This window comes from Lelliottia wanjuensis (genome assembly GCF_030238365.1).
GTDB lineage: Bacteria > Pseudomonadota > Gammaproteobacteria > Enterobacterales > Enterobacteriaceae > Enterobacter > Enterobacter wanjuensis.
This window is the reverse complement of record NZ_JASSOT010000063.1, coordinates 1-20,168: the sequence shown is the minus strand read 5'-3', so window position 1 is coordinate 20,168 and position 20,168 is coordinate 1. Positions and strand designations below refer to the sequence as shown.

General features: G+C 57.3%; 19 protein-coding genes. 12 read left to right on the top strand and 7 right to left on the bottom strand.

Features of this window, described 5'->3' with window-relative positions:
- From QQF33_RS13875 to QQF33_RS13860, 4 genes are all read left to right on the top strand, one after another.
- Positions 1–744, top strand: a complete 744-nt coding sequence (locus QQF33_RS13875; protein ID WP_285148971.1) for a fimbrial biogenesis chaperone — start codon at positions 1–3, stop codon at positions 742–744.
- Positions 741–1,493, top strand: coding sequence for a fimbrial biogenesis chaperone (locus tag QQF33_RS13870; protein WP_285148970.1), 753 nt, complete (start codon positions 741–743; stop codon positions 1,491–1,493). Before QQF33_RS13875 ends, QQF33_RS13870 begins: the two co-directional genes overlap by 4 nt.
- A gap of 98 nt (positions 1,494–1,591) precedes the next feature.
- Positions 1,592–4,093: a fimbria/pilus outer membrane usher protein gene (locus tag QQF33_RS13865; protein ID WP_455583681.1), complete on the top strand. Its 2,502-nt coding sequence runs from the start codon at positions 1,592–1,594 to the stop codon at positions 4,091–4,093.
- A gap of 49 nt (positions 4,094–4,142) precedes the next feature.
- A complete protein-coding gene (locus QQF33_RS13860; protein ID WP_285157981.1) occupies positions 4,143–5,318 on the top strand; it encodes a hypothetical protein in 1,176 nt (391 codons plus the stop codon).
- Between the two features lie 53 nt (positions 5,319–5,371).
- Here QQF33_RS13860 and QQF33_RS13855 read toward each other — a convergent pair whose 3' ends face one another.
- Positions 5,372–6,202, bottom strand: a complete 831-nt coding sequence (locus tag QQF33_RS13855; RefSeq protein WP_285157980.1) for an EAL domain-containing protein — start codon at positions 6,200–6,202, stop codon at positions 5,372–5,374.
- 261 nt (positions 6,203–6,463) lie between these two features.
- On the opposite strand from QQF33_RS13855, the gene QQF33_RS13850 reads away from it, so the two are divergent.
- On the top strand, positions 6,464–6,886 hold the full coding sequence (locus QQF33_RS13850) for a helix-turn-helix domain-containing protein (protein WP_285157979.1): 423 nt from the start codon (positions 6,464–6,466) through the stop codon (positions 6,884–6,886).
- Positions 6,887–6,971: 85 nt separating this feature from the next.
- Here QQF33_RS13850 and ychF read toward each other — a convergent pair whose 3' ends face one another.
- Both ychF and pth read right to left on the bottom strand, forming a co-directional pair.
- Positions 6,972–8,063, bottom strand: coding sequence for a redox-regulated ATPase YchF (gene ychF / locus QQF33_RS13845; RefSeq protein WP_100779904.1), 1,092 nt, complete (start codon positions 8,061–8,063; stop codon positions 6,972–6,974).
- A 126-nt stretch (positions 8,064–8,189) separates the two neighbouring features.
- The gene (gene pth / locus QQF33_RS13840; RefSeq protein ID WP_100779905.1) at positions 8,190–8,774 is read right to left on the bottom strand and encodes an aminoacyl-tRNA hydrolase; all 585 of its coding nucleotides are present in this window, start codon (positions 8,772–8,774) and stop codon (positions 8,190–8,192) included.
- 271 nt (positions 8,775–9,045) lie between these two features.
- Between pth and ychH the strand changes: the two genes are divergently transcribed.
- Complete coding sequence (gene ychH, locus QQF33_RS13835) at positions 9,046–9,321, top strand: stress-induced protein YchH (RefSeq protein WP_095282282.1); 276 nt, start codon at positions 9,046–9,048, stop codon at positions 9,319–9,321.
- A gap of 767 nt (positions 9,322–10,088) precedes the next feature.
- Here ychH and dauA read toward each other — a convergent pair.
- The 4 genes from dauA to lolB form a co-directional block, all read right to left on the bottom strand.
- Positions 10,089–11,768, bottom strand: a complete 1,680-nt coding sequence (gene dauA / locus QQF33_RS13830; protein ID WP_282494526.1) for a C4-dicarboxylic acid transporter DauA — start codon at positions 11,766–11,768, stop codon at positions 10,089–10,091.
- A gap of 123 nt (positions 11,769–11,891) precedes the next feature.
- Positions 11,892–12,839, bottom strand: a complete 948-nt coding sequence (prs, locus tag QQF33_RS13825) for a ribose-phosphate diphosphokinase (protein ID WP_003856663.1) — start codon at positions 12,837–12,839, stop codon at positions 11,892–11,894.
- A 125-nt stretch (positions 12,840–12,964) separates the two neighbouring features.
- On the bottom strand, positions 12,965–13,834 hold the full coding sequence (gene ispE / locus QQF33_RS13820; RefSeq protein WP_285148954.1) for a 4-(cytidine 5'-diphospho)-2-C-methyl-D-erythritol kinase: 870 nt from the start codon (positions 13,832–13,834) through the stop codon (positions 12,965–12,967).
- Entirely contained in the window at positions 13,831–14,442 is a 612-nt protein-coding gene (gene lolB / locus QQF33_RS13815) for a lipoprotein insertase outer membrane protein LolB (RefSeq protein WP_285148953.1), read from the bottom strand. Before lolB ends, ispE begins: the two co-directional genes overlap by 4 nt.
- Before the next feature lie 210 nt (positions 14,443–14,652).
- Here lolB and hemA point away from each other — a divergent pair, with 210 nt between their 5' ends.
- The 6 genes from hemA to kdsA are packed head-to-tail and all read left to right on the top strand — an operon-like array spanning position 14,653 to position 19,955.
- Positions 14,653–15,909, top strand: coding sequence for a glutamyl-tRNA reductase (gene hemA, locus QQF33_RS13810; RefSeq protein WP_107703423.1), 1,257 nt, complete (start codon positions 14,653–14,655; stop codon positions 15,907–15,909).
- A 41-nt stretch (positions 15,910–15,950) separates the two neighbouring features.
- Positions 15,951–17,033, top strand: coding sequence for a peptide chain release factor 1 (gene prfA, locus QQF33_RS13805; RefSeq protein ID WP_285148952.1), 1,083 nt, complete (start codon positions 15,951–15,953; stop codon positions 17,031–17,033).
- Entirely contained in the window at positions 17,033–17,863 is an 831-nt protein-coding gene (gene prmC, locus QQF33_RS13800; RefSeq protein WP_285148951.1) for a peptide chain release factor N(5)-glutamine methyltransferase, read from the top strand. Before prfA ends, prmC begins: the two co-directional genes overlap by 1 nt.
- Entirely contained in the window at positions 17,860–18,252 is a 393-nt protein-coding gene (gene sirB2, locus QQF33_RS13795) for an invasion regulator SirB2 (RefSeq protein WP_285148950.1), read from the top strand. The genes prmC and sirB2 overlap by 4 nt, the downstream gene beginning before the upstream one ends.
- A gap of 2 nt (positions 18,253–18,254) precedes the next feature.
- Positions 18,255–19,064, top strand: a complete 810-nt coding sequence (sirB1, locus tag QQF33_RS13790; RefSeq protein ID WP_282494520.1) for an invasion regulator SirB1 — start codon at positions 18,255–18,257, stop codon at positions 19,062–19,064.
- A gap of 36 nt (positions 19,065–19,100) precedes the next feature.
- Positions 19,101–19,955: a 3-deoxy-8-phosphooctulonate synthase gene (kdsA, locus tag QQF33_RS13785; RefSeq protein WP_095282273.1), complete on the top strand. Its 855-nt coding sequence runs from the start codon at positions 19,101–19,103 to the stop codon at positions 19,953–19,955.
- Positions 19,956–20,168 lie beyond the last annotated feature (213 nt).

The window sequence follows — 20,168 nt, the reverse complement described above, 5'->3', positions numbered from 1 at the left end:
ATGAATCTTGTTTCTTTGATTGTGCGCCGGATGCTGCTGGTGGCCGCACTGCTGGTGGCCCTGACCCAGGGCGCAAACGCGGAGAACGGCGGGATCAGCATCAGCCGGACGCGCGTCATTTTTCAGTCCACGGATAACGCCCAGACGGTGAGCCTGCAAAACCACGGGAACTTGCCGTACCTGGTGCAATCGGCGGTCGTCGCCAGCCCGAATGGACGTGAGCCCGCGCCATTTCTCACCACGCCGCCGCTGTTCCGCCTGGAAGGGCACAGCAAAAACGCGGTGCGGATTTTGCGCAAAGGCGATGCCGCGCTGCCGGACGATCGTGAGTCGGTCTTTTATTTCACCGCGATTGCCGTGCCGTCGATGAGCCAGCCCAAAGCGAGCGACGACACTGCGCTGGCGGCGCGGGTTTCCGTGGGCATTCAGAACACCATCAAGCTGTTTTACCGCCCGGTAGGGCTGGCGATAGCGCAGGAAGAGGCGGCGGGGCGGTTAGGTTTTCAGCATAAGGGGGCAACCGTGCAGGTGAACAACCCGACGCCCTATTACCTGACGTTCTCGCGCCTGGCCTTTGATGAGGCCGACGTGGACGTGAGCCGCGGGATCATGATCGCACCATTTTCACATATCAGCCTTCCTGCGGCGGGAAACGTCCGCCGGGCGCAATGGACGCTGATTAATGACTATGGCGGCAACAGCCCGCTGTTCAACGCCGCTGTGAAAAGTGGAGGGGCAACATGAAACGCATTTTGCTGCTGGCCGCGCTGACGGGCGCGCTGCCCTGTTTTGCCTCCCAGGAGACTGCGTCCGGGTTTTCGCTCAACCAGTTTCGGATTGTCTATCCCGCGGCGGAAAAGAAGGGCATCACCTGGTCGATGACCAACAACACCGGGCGCGCATATCTGATGCAGTCGTGGATCCGCCCGATGGATTTCACCACCGGATTACCGGCCGCTGAAAGTGACAGCAAAGGGCCTGGCGACGCCATTCCGCTGATGGTCACGCCGCCGCTCAAGCGCCTTGACCCCGGCGAGCAGCTCACCCTGCGCATTCGACTGACAGGCATGACGCTGCCGCAGGACAGGGAATCGGTCTTTTATCTTTCGGTGAAAGGCATCCCCGCGATGCCGGAAAAAGCCAGCCAGACCGGCGGCCAGCTGGTGCTCGCGGTGGTCAACAACATGAAGATGTTTTACCGGCCTGCGGGTTTGCCCGACGAGGGCGTGAAAGGTGCCGCGAAACAGCTGCGCTTCAGCCTGCAAAACGATGCGCTGGTGGTCGATAACCCGACGCCGTTTTACATCAACTTCAGCCAGGTGACGGTGGGTGGGAAACCGCTGGAGGCCGAAGCGTTACGCAGGCTGGTACCGCCGAAAGGGCAGCAGCGTTACCCCGTATCAGCGGGCATGCGCGGAGAAGTGACGTGGCAAGTGCTGGACGAAGACAGCCAGCAAACCGCAGTGCAGCGCCAGACAGAGAATAATTCATAACACAGCAGGGAACGATTTTGAGTAAGACATTAACCTCCTGTTTCAGGATAAACGGCACGCACACTTTTCCGCGCCATTCACTGGCGCTGTTCGTGCTGATGAGCTGCCAGAGCGCGTGGGCAGAAGATTACTTTGATCCCGAGCTGCTCTCGCTGGGAACCGGCACCTCCGACGTCGATCTCTCGGCGTTTTCGCACGCGGGCGGCGTGGCGGAAGGCGATTATCTGGTCACGATTTTCGTCAACCAGCGCGAAGCCGAATCCCGCGAGCTGCAATTTAAAAAAAATACGCAGGGCAATGTCGTGCCGCAGCTGACGCCGGCGTTGCTGAAAACCCTGGGCGTCAACGTCGACCAGTTGCCTGCCCTGAAAGATCTCCCTAAAGACCAGCCAGTGGCCGACCTGAGTGCGCTGATCCCGCAATCTACGGTGAAATTTGATCTCTCGCGCCTGCGCCTGGATGTCAGCATCCCGCAGGTGGCGATGCAGCCGGGCAGGGACAGCCAGAGCGACCCGGCCCTGTGGGACGACGGGATCCCGGCGATGCTGTTTAACTACAACCTCAGCGCCGGGCGCAACGAGCAGACGGCGAACGGCGATTCGCGCGCGACCAACAACGTCTTTGCTAACGTACAGACCGGCGCGAACGTCGGCGCATGGCGTCTGCGCAGTACGCTCACGCACAGCCAAACGAATGCTGACGACGGCAACAGCAGTCACAGCACCCGTTTTTCCAGTACTTATCTGGCGCGGGATGTGCGCGACTGGCGTTCGCGCCTGCTGATGGGCGAAGCCAGCACCGGCGGCGACGTGCTGGATGGCGTGCCGTTTCGCGGGGTGCAGCTGCGTTCCGCCGAACAGATGATGCCCGCGCGTCTGCGGGGCTTTGCGCCGCAGATTAACGGCGTGGCGAACAGCAACGCGCGCGTGACCGTGCGCCAGAACGGGTACGTGGTGTACGAGACGTACGTCGCGCCCGGTCCGTTTGAAATCAAAGATCTGTATCAGGCGGGGATGTCCGGCGACCTGGATGTGGCGGTCACAGAAGCGGACGGCAGCGTCCATACCTTCGTAGTGCCCTATTCGTCGCTGCCGGTGATGCTCCGCCCGGGAGCAGTGAAATATGAGCTCACTGCCGGACGGTATGACGGCGGCACGACGCAGGGATCGCGCCAGTCCGACTTTGTGCTCGCCACGCTGATCTACGGTTTGCCGAAAAATCTCACCCTCTACGGCGGCCTGCTGACGTCGCAGAAGTACAGTGCGCTGAGCATGGGGAGCGGGGTGTCGCTCGGTGACTGGGGAGCGATGTCGGCTGACGGCACCTTTTCGAGTACTCAGTTTGACGACAAGGATCGTCAGGGCGGGGCCTCGTGGCGCGTGCGCTATTCAAAAAGCATGCTCTCCACCGGCACCTCGGTGGATCTGACGGCCCTGCGTTATTCCACTCGCAACTACTACAGTTTCGCGGAGTACAACAGCGTCGGGTATGCGCAGCGGGAGGACGTATCGCCGTGGCTGCTGAGCCGCCGTCGCAGCAGCTTCCAGACCCAGGTGACGCAGCAACTCGGCGACTGGGGCTCGGTCAGCCTGCGGGCGAACCGCGACGATTACTACGGCTCGACGAAAACCCTCACCAGCCTGGCGGCAGGGTATAACGGCAGCTATCGCGGCGTCAGCTACGGTCTGTATTACACCGTTGACCGCATGAAAGGCAACGGGGACTGGCCGGAAAACCGTCAGCTGTCGTTCAACATGACGGTTCCGTTCAGCCTGTTTACCTACTCGCCTGCGCTGCAAAACACCTGGGCCAGCAGCCAGTTCACGCACGATAACCAGGGCCGGACGCAGAATCAGGCCGGGATCGCCGGGAGCAACGCCGACGGTGCGTTCTCCTATAGCGTGATGCAGGGGTGGGGTAACCAGGATCAGGTCAGCAACAGCAATCTCAATTTGGGCTATCAGGGCAGCAAGGGCAACATTTCCGCCGGGTACGGCTATTCGTCTGACATGCGTTCGATGAACCTCAATATGAGCGGCGGCGCGGTCGTCCACTCGCAGGGTGTGACGTTGTCACGACCTCTGGGCAGCTCGGTCGCGCTGATCAGCGCCCCGGGCGCGGAAGGTGTCAGCCTGTCGAATAATGGCGGAAAAACGGACTCGCGCGGCTACGCCGTGGTGCCGTATCTCTCGGACTACAGCCGCAACAGCATCGGCCTCGACCCGAGCACGCTGCCGGATAACGTCGATTTGCCGCAAAACCAGCAGACGGTTTATCCGACCAACGGCGCGGTGGTGAAAGCCGAATTCGCCACCCGCATTGGCTATCAGGTGCTGATGACGCTGATGCGAGACGGCGGGGCGGGCGTGGTGCCGTTTGGCGCCACCGCCGTGCTGGCGCAAAGCGCCGCCGGGGAGGAGAACACCGGCATTGTGGGCGATAACGGACAGATCTACCTGACCGGTTTGCCGCAAAAAGGTGAGCTGGCGGTGACCTGGGGCAAAGGCCGGGATAAGCAGTGCCGCGTGAGCTACAACCTGCAAGGCCTTGCGCCGACCGCGCAGATGCCGGTGATTCAGATGAACGGCGACTGCCGCTAACTAATATGACATGCGCCACCGTGCAGTCGTGGCGCACAAGGAGTAAAAAATGACCCATCTTCGTTCGAACGGCCCGTGGAAACGCCGGGCAACAACCCTTTTGGGCGCAGCAGTGCTGCTCAGTGCGGCGAACTGTTCCGCGCTGGAGCTTCGCTCCGGCTATCAGGTGATCAGTGATGTGATGAATACCACCCTGCAATGGACCACCGGGGGCATCGTGCCCGGCAACAAGCCCGGCTGGTATTATTCGACCAACCTGGTGCCGTTCCTGGGCTACGGGCAGGTCGGCACGATTCTGGTTTCTGCAGCACCGCTCTCCACCGGCGAGTGCATCAACATGTATCCGATGGCGACGTACGACGGCTACCGGGGATATGAAATTGCTGCCGGGATCCTGGTGATCCCGTTCGGCACGATGTCAGGCCCGATGGTGGTCACGCCGGGGTCGATGAATCCGAGCACCAACGGCGGGACCTTTACACCGAACAGTAACCCTGGCCTGAACACTACCTCCTCGGCGTCATGGGATAAATTTGGCACCGGGAGCGGAAATTTGAGCACCCGCACCGACTGTCTGGGCGTGGGCACCACCTATACGGTCTCAACCGGCGTCGTGGAAATGAACACCGGCGGCGGCACCCAGGCGGCGATTGGGTATGGGGTGTACGTAAAACCGGGCGCGGCGAAAATGTCGACCAAAACCGTCTACGCCCAGGCATCGCGCGGATACCGCTGGAACGCCACGACCTCAACCTTTGAGCAGCGCACCTTTTCACTCACCTGGACCGGCGTGAGCTGCAACGTGAGTACCCCTTCCTCGATCTCCTTCGGGGATGTGACCCCATCGGATGTCGGGAAACCAGGCGGCATTCCCGTGAGCTCGCAGTTAGATGTTTCCTGCGTCAACCCGACGGGAACCTCACTCCCGGTCTCGTGGTCTGTGACGCCAAAATCTCAGGCGGGAGACAAAACCAGCGTGCCGCTGATGTCGGCTAACGGCGCAATTAACGGCGATGTGCGCGGCTTCCGCGGCACCACGGCGACGGCCGATGCCGGTTGCACGGATAAGAGTTCATCGGTGGCGATGGACGGTTCGAAAACCCCTTTACGCACCATTACCACGGAGACGTCCTGGTCGGATCCGCTGGTGTGGGTGTTGTGCCCGCGAGCCAGCGCAGATCCGGGACTGGCGACAGCGGCAGTGGTGATTGATTTGAACTGGTGACCGATCGCTCTAAATTCAGGAACAGAGGCGTTACCCGCGAGGGGACGCCTTTTTTATTGTGGGGACTGTGCAGCGAGGGTGAAAAAGGTCGCCATCGGAACTGGCTTCGAGAAGTAATATCCCTGGAGGTGGGTGACACCCATTGCGATCAGTTTTTCCTTCTGTGCCGCCGTTTCCACACCTTCCGCAATGGTCATGCAGTGCATATCGCGCGCGAGGGTGATAATGTTGCGCACGATAATTTCTTTGGTCTCATCGGTATCGATATCAGCGGTAAAGAGTTTATCGATCTTGATATAGCGTGGACGGAACTGCATCAGATAATGATAATTTGAATGCCCGGTGCCAAAATCATCTATCGAAATCGTCACGCCGAGGGCTTCAAGTTGCTCACAGATACCCTGAGCCATAGAGGTATTATGGACAGGTTCTCGTTCTGTAATTTCCAGCCCAATATGTAAATCAGTATGTTGAGTTTTCTGTATAAAGGCGCGGCACTCTCTCAGGATCTCATTATTCTTAAAGTCCGCGGCGGAGACGTTAAAAAACAGCGTCATGTCGTGAAAGTTAATACTATTATTCGCAATAATTTCTTCTGCCACGCGCTGAAAAGCGTACTGGGTAATACGCGTAATCAGACCATGTCGCTCAGCTAAAGGAATAAAACGCTCAGGTGAGATATTCCCCAGGTGGGGATGATGCCATCGCATCAGCACTTCGCCGCCGACTAGTTTGCCACTTTGTGCGTTGTAGATCGGCTGGACATAAGGCGTGAGCTCGTTTCTGGCTAACGCCTTGCGCAGCATCATCGGTAAAACGTCGCCGGAAGACGTCATGCTGGCAAAGGCCATAAACATCAGGGATAGTCGATTGCGAAGAAGCATGGGTAACTCAATTTATATTTGGATTAGCGTTATAAGCGATTTCCCCTTAATATTAAATAAACACTGTGCGTATTGATGTGAATTTCAGATGCGGGCTACGCGTGTAAGAAAGTACCGACATAATAATCCTCTTTTGCTGATATTAGCGTAATTATATTTATGCAAAAATAGCATCCTACTGTGGGTGAGGGCGCTATGATGAGTTTGTCGCAGGTTGTCATTTCAAATGATTGTTTTTTCACTCTCGCATTAAATACCTTAATGCCGTCGAAATTGCTGAGCGGTTCTTGTGTTATTGTTGATGTTAAATCAACGGGCCGCATGCAGGTGGAGCAATATGCCGCGCATAATAAAAAGATTTTTGCTTTTATCTGCAGCGATTTTGATTATTACGCGTTGTGTCATCTGGATAATGTGGTGTTTATCGATCGCAAAAGCGATATCAACGAAGTGCTGTTATGTCTTTCGACGAACCATTCGCACTTAAACTATCGCCTGAAAGTGAAACTGTCCAAAAATGAAGGCTATGTGCTTTCGTGTCTTCAGGAAGGGCTGGATACCCGCGAAATCGGCGAGCGTTTGGGCGTGGATATCAAGTCAGTCTATGCCAGCCGTTTGCGCCTGATGAACAAAATGCAGGTCGGGAACCGAATAGATTTGTACCAGAACATCGTGCGCCAGTGAGTCACCAAGCGATAAAAAAATCCACGCCGGGGCGTGGATTTTTAGTTTTCAGGGGGCGTTAAAACCCCTGTAGCAAGAAAGCTATTTAGACGTTGAACAGGAAGTTCATCACGTCGCCATCTTTGACGATATAGTCTTTGCCTTCCGCACGCATCTTACCGGCTTCTTTCGCGCCTTGTTCACCCTTGTAGGTGATGAAGTCTTCGAACGCGATGGTCTGCGCACGGATGAAGCCTTTTTCGAAATCGGTGTGGATTTTACCGGCGGCCTGCGGAGCGGTTGCGCCAACAGGGATGGTCCACGCGCGCACTTCTTTCACGCCAGCGGTGAAGTAAGTTTGCAGGTTCAGCAGTTCGTAGCCTGCGCGGATCACGCGGTTCAGACCCGGCTCTTCCAGGCCCAGCTCGGCCATGAACTCTTCGCGGTCGGCATCGTCGAGTTCGGCAATGTCAGACTCAACGGCAGCACAGACAGCAACAACCACAGAACCTTCGCCAGCGGCGATTTCGCGCACTTTGTCGAGGTACGGGTTGTTCTCAAAACCGTCTTCGTTGACGTTCGCGATGTACATGGTTGGCTTCAGGGTCAGGAAGCTCAGGTATTTGATCGCTGCTTTATCTTCTTCGGTCAGATCCAGCGCGCGCAGCATACCGGCGTTTTCCAGCTGTGGCAGACATTTTTCCAGCGCTGCCAGTTCCGCTTTCGCGTCTTTGTCGCCGCCTTTGGCGCGTTTCTGCACGCGGTGGATAGCGCGTTCGCAGGTGTCGAGGTCAGACAGGGCCAGCTCGGTGTTGATAACATCGATATCGTCAGCCGGATCGACTTTGTTATTCACGTGAATGATGTTGTCGTTTTCAAAACAACGCACCACGTGGCCGATAGCTTCGGTTTCACGGATGTTGGTCAGGAACTGGTTGCCCAGGCCTTCACCTTTAGATGCACCTTTCACCAGGCCCGCGATGTCCACGAATTCCATGGTCGTTGGCAGAATGCGCTGAGGTTTAACGATTTCGGCGAGCTGATCCAGACGCGGGTCAGGCATCGGCACGACGCCGGTGTTCGGCTCAATCGTACAGAACGGGAAGTTTGCTGCTTCGATACCCGCTTTGGTGAGCGCGTTAAACAGGGTGGATTTGCCCACGTTTGGCAGGCCCACGATACCGCATTTAAATCCCATCTTTAAATCACCTTAATATCTTGATATTCAACCCGTTAGCATTAACCGATTGAAGAAAAGTAAATAACTTTGCCTATTATACACGTAACCGCCGTCACGCGCGGTAAAAATGGCGTATCGCGCAGACTACTGCGCTTTAAAGGCGTGTAAACGGTTCGTCGCTTTGGTCAGACCCTCTTTCAGCCAGACCTCGGTACAGCGCGCCGCTTCGTCTACCGCGTCGTCGATGAGCTTCTGTTCGGAAGCGGGTGGTTTGCCCAGCACAAAGCCGACAACTTTGTTTTTATCGCCCGGATGGCCGATTCCCACGCGTAAACGGTGAAAGTTCGGGTTATTGCCGAGCTTGCTGATAATGTCTTTCAGACCATTATGGCCGCCGTGACCGCCGCCGAGTTTGAATTTGGCAACGCCCGGGGGTAAATCCAGCTCGTCGTGCGCGACCAGAATTTCGTCCGGATTGATGCGATAAAACGTCGCCATCGCCGCCACGGCTTTGCCGCTCAGGTTCATGAAGGTTGTTGGAACAAGCAGACGCACATCCGCTCCCGCCAGGTTGATACGCGAGGTATAGCCATAGAACTTGGGTTCTTCACGCAGGGGAGCACGTAACCGCTCGGCCAGCAGATCAACATACCAGGCTCCGGCGTTATGGCGGGTGGCCGCATATTCAGCGCCTGGGTTGGCAAGGCCGACAATCAGTTTAATCGTCACGTTTCAATTCCTAAAGGTTCCAGATTTGCCGCGTAGTTTACTGTTTGCCGCGCCGGTTGACAAAATTCTGCGTCAGGAAGCGGGGGATTTGAATAATGACGCAGTTGAACCATTAGAATTTCAAGCGGTTCAGTCGCTTATTTGTAAACTTTTGTGGCAATCGTGCTCATTATTGTGATCATTCACGCAACTCATAAAAGACCCGTTGTCTATACTTTACACACAAGGATTAGGGACATTTTCCCTGCAACCCAGGTTCCGGAGGTGGCATATGAAACGCAGAAACGCTTCACGACTCGGTAACGTGCTAATGGGATTGGGCCTGTTCGTGATGGTAGCAGGTGTGGGTTACTCTATTTTAAACCAGTTGCCGCAGCTTGACCTCCCACAATACTTCGCGCACGGCGCGGTTCTGAGCATCTTTTTAGGTGCGGTACTGTGGCTGGCGGGGGCTCGCGTGAGTGGTCATGAGCAGGTCAGCGACCGATACTGGTGGGTGCGTCATTACGATAAGCGCTGCCGTCGCGATCAGCATAAACATAGCTAACTCGGTGTTTATTGCCGGGTGGCGGCTTCGCCTTACCCGGCCTACTAAATTCACATAACGAATGTAACAACGGCTCCCTCGGGAGTAATGCCAGTCAGTTAAGCAAAATAATGAATTTAAATTCATTATTTTGCTTGCCCCAGGACCTTTATGGCTTCAGTGGAATTGTTCCGTTCACTTTTGTTCCTCTGCTTCCGGTCCATCTCTCTGCGGTGAACGTGCCAGGGTGGCTCAATCGCCACCACCCTGGCAACCCCGGCTCCCGGCCAGGAAAATCGCCGCTTCGCGGTGCCCTCAGCTTATTCCTTGCGGCTATCGGGTCGGGTGCGACCTGCATCCATGCAGGTCGCACCCTCTCGGCGCGTCCCTGCGCCTCGACCCGGCCTCCAGGAAACGCTTCGGCGATTTTCAGCCGGACTCACGTTCCCTCAACCTTTTCAGCCGTCTGCATGTGGCACCGGTGTGGGTCCCCGCTGAAATCGGCGAACCGGAGGCCAGATGACAAGGGCTGGACGCCAGGGATGGCGGCCAGAGGCGAAACGAGACAGGAAGTCGAGTCGAGCCGACCGCAGGCAGCGGGCCGGGAGGTGAGCGCAGTGCGAAGCACCGATTTCTTTGCGGGGCGCGGGGATTGCAAAGGGGGCCGCGCAGCCCCCTTTGCACGTTCACAGGTTGTGACGCGATTATATTCTGCTGAACATGAGGTGAACGGAACAACCTCAACTGCTTAACTGACCAGCATTACTCCCTCGGGAGCCGTTGTTGTATCAGAGATCCGCTAACGCCGCTTCGCGATTCGGGTAGAACGCCAGGCGGCCTGGAATCGGCTGTACGCCTGCGCGCGCCATGGTGCGCAAAGGCTGGAACTCCAGATTACTCACCCGCAGCTCGCAGCCTTCCGGCAGACGGTTCACAAAGCGCTGGAAGGCATCCAGACCGCCTGCGTCCAGCACTGGCACCGCATCCCATTTCAGCACCACAATCCGTTTTCCGGCGATTCGTGATTCCAGATCGCTGAACAGGCCTTCTGCCGCCGCGAAGAACAGCGGGCCGATGACGCGTAAAACCAGCACGTCGTCCGGGACCTCAACATTCACCGGCGCGAGGCGTGTCATCTGCGCGATACGGCGCATAAACAGCAGCGACGCCAGCACAATCCCCACGCTGATAGCGATCACCATGTCAAACAGCACCGTCAGCGACATACAGATCAGCATCACGATGATGTCGTCTTTTGGCGCGCGGCGCAGGAGGTGCACCACTTTGTGCGCCTCACTCATGTTCCACGCCACCATCAGCAGCAGGGCGGCCATCGCCGAGAGCGGTAGCCACGAGAGCAGCGGAGCGAGGGCCAGCAGGGCGAGGATCACCAGCAGGGAGTGGATCACCGCAGACACCGGCGATGTCGCCCCGGCGCGGACGTTGGCCGCGGAACGCGCAATGGCCGCCGTGGCGGTAATGCCGCCAAAGAATGGCGCGATGATATTCCCCAGCCCCTGACCGACCAGCTCGCTGTTGGCTTTGTGCTTGGTGCCGGTCATGCCGTCGAGCACCACGGCGCAGAGCAGCGATTCAATCGCGCCGAGCATTGCCATGGAAAACGCGGCAGGAAGCAGGGCGCGCAAGGAGTCCCAGCTCAGGGTGAAGTCTGAGCCGGGCAAGTTCCACGGCAGTACCAGCTGCGGCAGAAGCTGCGGAATGCCGTTGCCCTGCGAACCGTCCGCCAGAATATAGTGGAACTGGGAGCCGATGGTGGCGACGTGACCGCCAAGCAGATTCACCACCCCCATCACAGCGCAACCCAGCAGCAGCGCAGGAAGATGCCCCGGCAGGCGGATGCCCAGCCGTGGCCAGAGAATTAAAGTGCCGAGCGTCACGACACCGATCGCCGCGTCGCCGGCATTAGCCGTCGGTAGGGCCATAAACAGCGCGCCGACCTTTTGCAGATAGTGTTCAGGAACGTGCGCGAGCTGCAAACCAAGAAAATCTTTGATCTGCATGGTCCCGATGGTAATGCCGATCCCAGAGGTAAAGCCGAGCGTCACGGAGAGCGGAATGTACTCGATCAACCGGCCAAAACGCGCCAGACCGAATAGGATCAAAAATACCCCGGACATGAGCGTCGCGACCAGCAAACCCGCCAGGCCAAACTGCTGGGAGACCGGGTAGAGGATCACCACAAAGGCTGCGGTCGGGCCGGAGACGCTAAAGCGCGACCCGCCGGTCAGGGCGATGACAATCCCGGCGACTGCCGAGGTATAAAGCCCGTACTGTGGTGCTACACCGCTGCCAATCGCCAGCGCCATCGCCAGTGGAATGGCAATGATCCCGACGGTGATCCCGGCGATAACATCACGCAGAAAACGTGACGAGGTGTATTTTTCTTTCCAGCAGGCGTCGATGAGGGCGCGAAAGGGCAGAACATGTGAGGAGGTTAAATTTTTCACAATTCTCGTTATCCGTGAGCACATCATCTGTCATGTGAATGGCAGGTGAAGGAGGTATTAATCATACAAATAAAGAATAAAGACAAAAAAACCCGCCGCAGCGGGTTTTTGGGCCGTGTTCGATTAGTGTTCGAACATCGCAGAGATGGATTCTTCGTTGCTGATACGACGAATCGCTTCGGCCAGCATGCCTGACAGGGTCAGGGTACGGACGTTTGGCAGCGCTTTGATCTCATCGCTCAATGGAATGGTATCGCACACCACGACTTCGTCAATGACGGAGTTACGCAGGTTGTTGACAGCATTGCCAGAGAAAATCGGGTGAGTGGCGTAAGCAAACACACGCTTAGCACCACGTTCTTTCAGCGCTTCAGCGGCTTTGCACAGCGTGCCTCCGGTGTCGATCATGTCATCAACCAGCACGCAGTCACGGCCAGCGACGTCACCGATGATGTGCATCACCTGAGAAACGTTAGCGCGCGGACGGCGTTTGTCGATGATAGCCATGTCGGTATCATTCAGCAGTTTGGCAATCGCACGAGCACGAACCACGCCGCCGATGTCCGGAGAAACCACGATTGGGTTGTCCAGGTTCAGCTGCAGCATGTCTTCGAGCAGGATTGGGCTGCCGAATACGTTATCAACCGGGACGTCGAAGAAGCCCTGGATCTGCTCTGCGTGCAGGTCAACGGTCAGAACGCGGTCTACGCCTACGCTTGACAGGAAGTCAGCAACAACTTTAGCGGTAATCGGTACACGCGCTGAACGGACGCGACGGTCCTGGCGAGCATAGCCGAAGTAAGGAATAACAGCCGTGATACGGCCTGCGGAAGCACGGCGCAGGGCATCGACCATAACAACCAGTTCCATCAGGTTGTCGTTAGTTGGAGCACAGGTGGACTGGATGATGAAAATATCACCACCGCGTACATTTTCGTTAATTTGTACGCTGACTTCGCCGTCGCTAAAGCGACCTACAGCGGCGTCGCCGAGGGAAGTGTACAGGCGGTTGGCAATACGTTGTGCTAGTTCCGGGGTGGCGTTACCAGCAAAAAGCTTCATATCAGGCACGAGAAGAACCTCAGGCATGCGTCCAATGGTGGATAACATTCGCCACAAACTGTGCGGGCCAGGCGAACGCTATCCAGGCGGTGTATTAAAGAGCGCGATGCAACGTCTGGAACAGGGTGACGTTGTCACCGAAACTCAGTCTGCGCCAGAATGGCCTGCTGTAGCGGGGAAGTGTTCATCCCTCGCGCCACAAAACCATGCAGCCATTCCGGGGCTTGCTCTAGCACCTGACGAGCGGCGGATTCGGTGTCAAATTCAGCAAAAACACAGGATCCTGTGCCAGTCAGGCGCGACGGGGCGTATTCTAACAGCCAGGAAAGCACCGCATCAACCTCGCGAAAACGTTTTCTTGCGATAACCTCGCAATCGTTGCTGAATTCACATTTTAATAACGTTTCTATTGACCGCACGGGAGTGTCCCGTGGAAGCAATGGATCTTTGAAAATCACCGGGGTCGGAATGCTCACGCCGGGATGGGCAACCAGGTACCATTTCTCCGGCGGATTGACCGGGGTAAGGACTTCGCCAACGCCCTCGGCAAACGCCGCGTGACCGCGCACAAACACCGGCACATCGGCCCCGAGCGTCAATCCTAAAGCGGCCAGTTCATCCGGGGTTAACCCGCAGCCCCAGAGATGGTTCAGTGCCACCAGTATAGTCGCTGCATTGGAAGACCCCCCACCCAGACCGCCGCCCATCGGCAGGCGCTTCTCGATACTGATATCAGCTCCGCTTCCCGCAGGCAAACGTTCGGTGGCCGCCGCCGCGTTCATCAGCAACCGCGCGGCGCGCACGATCAGGTTATCTTCATGGGCGACGCCCTCGACGGGCGTCAGCAGGCGAATCTGTCCGTCGTGGCGCGGCTCAATCGAGATCGTGTCGCCATAATCGACAAACTGAAACAGCGTCTGCAGCAGGTGATAGCCGTCAGCGCGTTGCCCGGTGATGTACAAAAACAGGTTCAGCTTCGCCGGAGAGGGCCATTGGGTCATCATTTAACGATCCAGTTATCCATTTTGAGCTTAATACGCTGGCTGCCTTCCGTCAGTTCCATGTTGGCTGGCAATGAGGGTGTAGTCGCGCTGTCGTAGCCGCCGTATACCACTTTCCAGGTTTTGCCGTTCTGGGTGTAGTTCAGTTCGCTCAGGCGGTACTGGTCGTCGAGTTTGTAATCGGTGGCGTCGCCCGGCAGGCCGAGGATCCACTGACGCAGACTATTGAGCGGAATAGGCATGCCGGTCAGTTTGCCGATCATCTCTTCGGCGTCCGTCGCGGTGTAGTGCTGGCCTTTGTTATCGGTGATCTGCGCGGTGCCCGGCTGAGCGTTCAGCTCAAGCTCCGTGCTGCCAAGCGGGTTCAGGAGCAGCAGGCGATAGCGATCCTGGCCAGTCTGCTGCCAGAAGAAGCGGGCGTAGACTTTTTGCTGATCGGACAGATAAGCGAACGCGCCGCGCGTCTGATACTGACTTAAATTTCGCACTTCTTGCTGGTGCTGACGCCACTGCGGGGAGTCAGGACTTTTGCCGGGGCCCTTGGGCGGGGTAATCGAGCAGGCGGTGAGTACCAGTGCCGCCAGCGGTAACAAGCGAATCAATCGGGCCATAGTCGTGACAAATCCTTGAGATGCGTTGCAGTTATAACCCTTAATGCTAGCGCCGGGCGGTGGCAGCGTCTACGTTCATATTGTCTTAAATCATGAAATTAGCCTGGACGGCCTATTACTCCGAAAGGGGGCGCTCTCTTTTATTGATCTCGCGCATCCTGTATGATGCGACCTGCTAACCTTATTAACGCTGGTACTACTCCCGCTCACATGACCCTTTTAGCACTCGGTATCAACCACAAAACAGCCCCGGTTTCGCTGCGAGAACGCGTGACGTTTTCGCCGGATACGCTCGACCAGGCGCTGGATAGCCTGCTTGCCCAGCCGATGGTGCAGGGTGGTGTGGTGCTCTCTACCTGTAACCGTACCGAACTCTATTTGAGCGTTGAAGAGCAAGACAACCTGCATGAAGCCCTGATTCGCTGGTTGTGCGACTACCATAATCTGAACGAAGAAGAGCTGCGCAACAGCCTGTACTGGCATCATGATAATGATGCGGTCAGCCATCTGATGCGCGTCGCCAGCGGCCTTGATTCGCTGGTGCTTGGCGAGCCGCAGATCCTCGGGCAGGTCAAAAAGGCCTTCGCCGATTCCCAGAAAGGCCATCTGAAAGCCAGCGAGCTGGAACGCATGTTCCAGAAATCCTTCTCCGTCGCTAAGCGTGTGCGAACCGAAACCGACATTGGTGCCAGTGCGGTTTCTGTTGCCTTCGCCGCCTGTACGCTGGCGCGTCAAATCTTTGAATCGCTCTCAACGGTCACCGTGCTGCTCGTCGGCGCGGGAGAAACCATTGAGCTGGTGGCGCGTCATCTGCGCGAACATAAGGTCAAGCAGATGATCATCGCCAACCGGACCCGCGAACGCGCGCAGGTGCTGGCCGATGAAGTGGGCGCAGAAGTCATCGCCCTCAGCGACATCGATGAACGCCTGAAAGACGCGGACATCATTATCAGTTCTACCGCCAGCCCGCTGCCGATTATTGGCAAAGGGATGGTGGAGCGCGCGCTGAAATCGCGCCGCAATCAGCCAATGCTGCTGGTGGATATCGCCGTCCCGCGTGACGTCGAACCGGAAGTCGGCAAGCTGGCGAACGCCTATTTGTACAGCGTGGACGATCTGCAAAGCATCATTTCCCACAACCTCGCGCAGCGTAAAGCGGCGGCGGTGCAGGCCGAGACGATTGTCGAGCAGGAATCCAGCGAATTTATGGCCTGGCTGCGCGCGCAAAGCGCCAGCGAGACGATTCGCGAATACCGCGGTCAGGCGGAACAGGTACGTGACGATCTGACAGCCAAAGCGATGGCAGCCCTCGAGCAGGGCGGCGATCCGCAGGTTATTATGCAGGACCTGGCGTGGAAGCTGACCAACCGGTTGATCCATGCTCCAACCAAATCACTTCAACAGGCAGCCCGTGACGGGGATGATGAACGCCTGACCATTCTGCGCAACAGCCTCGGGCTGGAATAGCGCCACACACCCATTTTCTATTACAAGGTGCATTTACGCCTATGAAGCCCTCTATCGTCGCCAAACTGGAAGCGTTGCACGAGCGCCATGAAGAAGTTCAGGCCTTGCTCGGCGATGCTGCCACTATTGCTGACCAGGATCGTTTTCGCGCCCTGTCGCGCGAGTATGCGCAGTTAAGTGATGTTGCGCGCTGCTTTACGCAATGGCAGCAGGTTCAGGAAGATATTGAAACCGCGCAGATGATGCTCGACGACCCGGAAATGCGCGAAATGGCGCAGGAAGAGTTGCAGGACGCCAAAGCGCGTGCGGAAGAGATGGAGCAGGAGCTCCAGGTGCTTCTGCTGCCAAAAGATCCGGACGATGAGCGCAACGCGTTTGTCGAAGTCCGTGCGGGCACCGGCGGTGACGAAGCCGCGCTGTTTGCGGGCGATCTGTTCCGCATGTACAGCCGTTATGCGGAATCCCGCCGCTGGCGCGTCGAAATCATGAGCGCCAACGAAGGCGAGCACGGTGGTTATAAAGAAGTGATCGCCAAAATCAGCGGCGATGGCGTCTACGGTCGTCTGAAATTTGAGTCCGGCGGTCACCGCGTGCAGCGCGTTCCGGCGACGGAATCTCAGGGGCGTATTCATACCTCAGCCTGTACCGTAGCAGTCATGCCTGAGCTGCCGGAAGCCGAACTGCCGGATATCAACCCGAGCGATCTGCGCATCGATACCTTCCGCTCCTCTGGCGCGGGCGGTCAGCACGTTAACACCACCGACTCCGCGATCCGTATTACCCACTTGCCGACCGGCATTGTGGTGGAGTGTCAGGACGAACGTTCTCAGCACAAAAACAAAGCCAAAGCGCTGTCGGTGCTGGGCTCGCGTATTCGCGCCGCTGAAATCGCCAAACGCCAGCAGGCCGAAGCGTCTACGCGTCGTAACCTGCTGGGCAGCGGCGATCGCAGCGATCGTAACCGCACCTATAACTTCCCGCAGGGGCGCGTGACCGACCACCGTATCAACCTGACGATTTACCGTCTGGACGAAACGATGGAAGGCAAACTCGACTCCCTGATCGAGCCGATCGTGCAGGAATACCAGGCCGATCAGCTGGCAGCCCTGGCTGAGCAGGACTAATGGATTTTCAGGCCTGGTTACGTGCCGCCGTGAGCGAGCTTTCCGAAAGCGAAAGCCCGCGTCGCGACGCCGAAATCTTGCTGGAGCATGTCACCGGCAAAGCGCGGACCTATATTCTGGCGTTTGGCGAAACGTTGCTGACCGCCGGGCAGGAAGCGCAGCTTACCGAACTGCTGGCCCGTCGTAAAAACGGTGAGCCGGTGGCACACCTGACCGGCGAACGGGAGTTCTGGTCGCTGCCGCTGTATGTCTCCGCGGCCACGCTGATCCCGCGCCCGGACACAGAGTGTCTTGTCGAGCAGGCGCTGGCGCGTCTGCCTGAAAATGCCTGTCGCATTCTGGATTTAGGCACCGGTACCGGCGCGATTGCGCTGGCGCTGGCGAGCGAGCGTCCGGATTGCCAGGTGACGGCGGTTGACGTGATGCCGGACGCGGTCGCGCTGGCACAGCGTAACCTTGCGCGCCTGGGGTTCAGCAACGTTCAGATCCTGCAAAGCAGCTGGTTTAGCGCAATCGCCAGCCAGCAGTTTGACATGATCGTCAGCAATCCGCCGTACATTGACGAGCAAGATCCGCATCTGTCGCAGGGTGACGTGCGCTTCGAGCCGCTTACCGCGCTGGTCGCCGCTAACGAAGGGCTGGCTGACATCGAACACATTATTACTACCGCGCGCGACCATCTGGTTTCCGGCGGCTGGCTACTGCTGGAGCACGGCTGGACGCAGGGAGCCGCCGTGCGTGCGCTGTTCAGCGCGGCGGGCTACGACGCGGTTGAAACCTGTCGTGACTACGGCGGTAACGACCGCCTGACGCTCGGGAAAATGCCATGAGCGCGTTCAGCGTGTTGATTACGCTGCATATCGCCGCCGTGGTGCTGACCATCAGCTTTTTCGTGGTGCGCTACTGGTGGCGTTACAGCAATAACCCGCTGATTGACGCCCGCTGGGTGCGCATCGCGCCGCACGGCATCGACACGGTGTTGTTCCTTTCTGGCCTGGGTCTGATGTGGCTTACCGGCTATCTGCCATTTACTGATAAAGGCACATGGCTGACTGAAAAGCTGTTTGGCGTTATCATCTACATCGTTTTGGGTTTTATCGCGCTTGGACGTCGTCGTCCGCGCAGCCAGCAGGTCGGGTTTATCGCCTTCCTGCTGGGGCTGGTGGTGCTGTACATCATCATTAAACTCGCCACCACAAGAATACCGTTACTGGGGTAAGTATGAGGTCCTTAGCCGATTTCGAATTTAATAAAGTACCGCTTTGCGATGGAATGGTCCTGATCTCTGAGATGATCCGCGACGATTTCACCTCACAGTGGGTCTACGATGAGCTGGAAAATCTGGCAAGCCTGGCGCGTGAAGAGATCAGCGAAGCGCGTCCGCAGGACTGGCAGCTGGAGAAGCTTATCGAGCTGTTCTACGGCGAATGGGGCTTTTGCGACACGCGCGGCGTGTATCGTCTTTCCGATGCCCTGTGGCTGGATCAGGTTCTGAAAAACCGTCAGGGCAGCGCTGTTGCTCTGGGGGCTGTTTTGCTGTGGGTTGCTAACCGGCTGGATATTCCGCTGGTGCCGGTCATCTTCCCGACGCAGATGATTCTGCGCGCGGAGTGGCTGGACGGCGAAATGTGGCTGATCAATCCGTTTAACGGCGACACGCTGGACGAGCACACGCTGGACGTCTGGCTGAAGGGCAATATCAGCCCGGTGGCAGAGCTGTTTAACGAAGATCTCGACGAAGCGGACAACGCCGAAGTGGTGCGTAAGCTGCTGGATACGCTGAAATCCGCGCTGATGGAAGAGCGGCAGATGGAGCTGGCCCTGCGTGCGAGCGAAGTGCTGCTGCAGTTCAATCCGGAAGATCCGTATGAAATCCGCGACCGTGGCCTTATCTACGCGCAGCTGGAGTGTGAGCACGTTGCGCTGAATGATTTGAACTACTTCGTTGAGCAATGCCCGGAAGATCCGATAAGCGAAATGATTCGCGCGCAGATCAACTCAATCGCGCACAAACAAATTACACTGCATTAATCATAATTCCGATTCACACCTGAATAAGGCGATCCTATGAAACAAAAAGTGGTTAGCATTGGTGATATCAACGTGGCAAACGACCTGCCGTTCGTGCTGTTTGGTGGCATGAACGTTCTGGAATCCCGCGACCTTGCCATGCGTATCTGCGAGCACTACGTGACCGTGACCCAGAAGCTGGGCATTCCGTACGTGTTTAAAGCCTCTTTTGACAAAGCCAACCGCTCCTCTATCAACTCTTACCGTGGCCCGGGCCTGGAAGAGGGGATGAAGATTTTCCAGGAGCTGAAACAGACGTTTGGCGTGAAAGTGATCACCGACGTGCATGAAGCCTCTCAGGCGCAGCCTGTGGCTGAGGTGGTGGATGTGATTCAGCTTCCGGCCTTCCTCGCGCGTCAGACCGACCTGGTTGAAGCGATGGCGAAAACTGGCGCGGTGATCAACGTGAAGAAACCTCAGTTCGTGAGCCCTGGCCAGATGGGTAACATCGTCGATAAATTTATCGAAGGCGGCAACGACCAGATTATCCTGTGTGACCGTGGCGCGAACTTTGGTTACGACAACCTGGTGGTCGACATGCTGGGCTTCAGCGTGATGAAGAAAGTCTCTAACAACTCGCCGGTGATCTTCGACGTGACGCACGCCCTGCAGTGCCGCGACCCGTTTGGCGCCGCTTCCAGCGGTCGTCGTGGTCAGGTAACTGAGCTGGCGCGTGCCGGTATGGCAACTGGCCTGGCCGGTCTGTTCATCGAAGCGCACCCGGATCCAGCCAACGCCAAATGCGACGGCCCATCCGCACTGCCGCTGGATAAGCTCGAGCCGTTCCTGAAACAGATCAAAGCGATTGACGATCTGGTGAAGAGCTTCGACGAGCTGGATACCAGCAACTAATAAAAAAACCCGCCTCGGCGGGTTTTTTTATGCCCGGCGGCGCGGGCTTACGGGCATGATTGATTTTGTAGGCCGGGTAAGCGCAGGGTATGAACCGGAAACATGGGTAACACTTTAGACCGGATACATGGGTAACAGTTATAACTGGCATAGAAGAGGAGACTCACTATGCCCTGGACTGAGACCCGACCTATGCAACGCCTTGAATTTATC